The organism is Mesorhizobium sp. M7A.F.Ca.CA.002.09.1.1 (genome assembly GCF_003998555.1).
Lineage (GTDB): Bacteria > Pseudomonadota > Alphaproteobacteria > Rhizobiales > Rhizobiaceae > Mesorhizobium > Mesorhizobium ciceri.
In genome coordinates this window covers 1-2,003 of sequence record NZ_RZRR01000963.1, presented here as the reverse complement: position 1 = coordinate 2,003, position 2,003 = coordinate 1, and the positions used below count along the sequence as shown (strand labels likewise).

2 protein-coding genes are annotated in these 2,003 nt (G+C 67.9%); both read left to right on the top strand.

What is annotated here, in order from left to right; all coding sequences use genetic code 11:
- Positions 1-128 precede the first annotated feature (128 nt).
- Positions 129-905, top strand: a complete 777-nt coding sequence (gene cobS / locus EN994_RS28940) for an adenosylcobinamide-GDP ribazoletransferase (protein ID WP_063168249.1) — start codon at positions 129-131, stop codon at positions 903-905.
- Between the two features lie 52 nt (positions 906-957).
- Positions 958-1,968, top strand: coding sequence for a nicotinate-nucleotide--dimethylbenzimidazole phosphoribosyltransferase (cobT, locus tag EN994_RS28935; protein ID WP_063168250.1), 1,011 nt, complete (start codon positions 958-960; stop codon positions 1,966-1,968).
- Positions 1,969-2,003: the final 35 nt, after the last annotated feature.

Genomic DNA, 2,003 nt, shown 5'->3' with positions numbered 1-2,003 from the left:
CGGCCACCGGCAATGACGAGCCGCTGGCCGACCTTGCCGACGGCCAGGGCAATCCGATCGGCGCCTCGGGCTACCGGCGCGGCCATGTCAGCGGCACCTTCTTCCATGCGATCGCGAGGGGCTAGAGCATGAAATTCGGGAATCTGGCCCTTTCACCACGGCAGGCCGTCGACGACATCGCGCTCTGCCTGGTCTTCTTCACCAGGCTGCCGCTGCCCGTCTTCGATTTTCGCGGCCGCAGCCTTGCCGCGGCGATCTGGGCCGCCCCCATCGCCGGTCTCGTCGTCGGCCTGATCGGCGCCATCGTTTTTGCCACGGCGGAACGGTTCGGCCTTGCCATGGGGCCGGCGGCCGCACTTGCCCTTATGGCAACCCTGCTCACCACCGGCTGCCTGCATGAGGACGGCCTGTCCGACGTCGCCGACGGTTTTGGCGGCGGCAAATCGCGCGGCCGCAAACTTGAGATCATGCGCGACAGCCGCATCGGCGCCTATGGTGCGGCGGCGCTGGCTCTGTCGCTGCTGGTCCGCTGGAGCGCGCTGTCGGAGTTCGTCGATCCCACACAGGCCCTGTTTGCCCTCCTGGCCGCACACGCGGCCTCGCGCGGCCTGCTTGGCGCCTTCATGCATCTCTTGCCTCCAGCGCGCGTCGACGGCCTCTCGGTCGACGCCGGCACCGTCTCGCAGGAAACCGCCATAGCCGGCGCCTTGCTCGGCGCGATCCCGCTTCTCTTGCTCGGGCTGGGCGGCGCCGTCTTCGCGCTGATCCTGCTTGGCCTGCTGTTTGCCGCATTCCGCGCCCTTTGCTTCAACCAGATCGAGGGCCAGACCGGCGACACGATCGGCGCCTTGCAGCAGGCAAGCGAGATCGCGGTGCTGCTCGTCGCTTCCGTAGCGCTTTCCTGATCCCTTTGGCCTGATTCTCGCGGCCTGATTCCTTTTCGGAGACTTTGCCCCCATGCCCTTCAAATCCCTTAGTGAATTGCGCGCCGCCTGCCTCGACCTGCCGGCTGGCAGCGATGCCGCGGCCAATGCGGTCGCCCGCCGCCAGGACACGCTGACCAAGCCGCAAGGCAGCCTCGGCCGGCTCGAGACCATCGCCGCGTGGCTGGCGCGCTGGCAGGGCCGCGACATGCCGAAACTCGACCGCGTCAAGGTTTTCGTCTTCGCCGGCAACCACGGCGTCACCGCGCAAGGTGTGTCGGCCTATCCCTCGGAAGTCACCGTGCAGATGGTGGCGAATTTCGCTGGCGGCGGTGCCGCCATCAACCAGCTTGCCCGCATGGCCGGCGCCGAACTCGACGTCATCCCGCTCGATCTCGACCATCCGACCGGCGACTTCACCCAAGGTCCGGCAATGGACGAAGCGGCCTTTCTGGCGGCGGTCTCGGCCGGCTATGATGCGGTGACGAAGGATCTGGACCTTATCTGCTTCGGCGAAATGGGTATCGGCAACACCACGCCGGCAGCGGCCGTTTCAGCAGCCCTGTTCGGCGGCGGCGCGGAAAAGTGGACAGGGCGCGGCACCGGCGTCGATGACGCCGGCTTGAAGCGCAAGGTGGTCGCCATCGAAGCCGGCCTGAAGCGCCATGCCGCAGCCCTCGCCGACCCGCTTGCTATCGCTGCCGTGCTCGGCGGACGCGAACTGGCCGCCATCTTCGGCGCCACGCTCGCCGCCCGACATCTCGGCATACCCGTGCTGCTCGACGGCTTCGTCTGCACCGCCGCCGCAGCCCCGCTGTCGAAGCTGCACCCGACCGGCCTCGCCCACACCATCGCAGCCCATGTCTCCGCTGAGTCAGGCCATCGCGGCCTGCTCGAAGCGCTCGGCCTGCCGCCGCTGCTCGACCTCGGCATGCGGCTCGGCGAAGGCTCCGGCGCCTGCCTCGCCGTCAACATCGTCCGCTCGGCGCTGGAGTGCCATGCCCGCATGGCGAGTTTTGCCGAGGCTGGCGTTTCGGAGAAGTAATTATTCATTCCCCGTATCGGCCGACAAAGATGCCG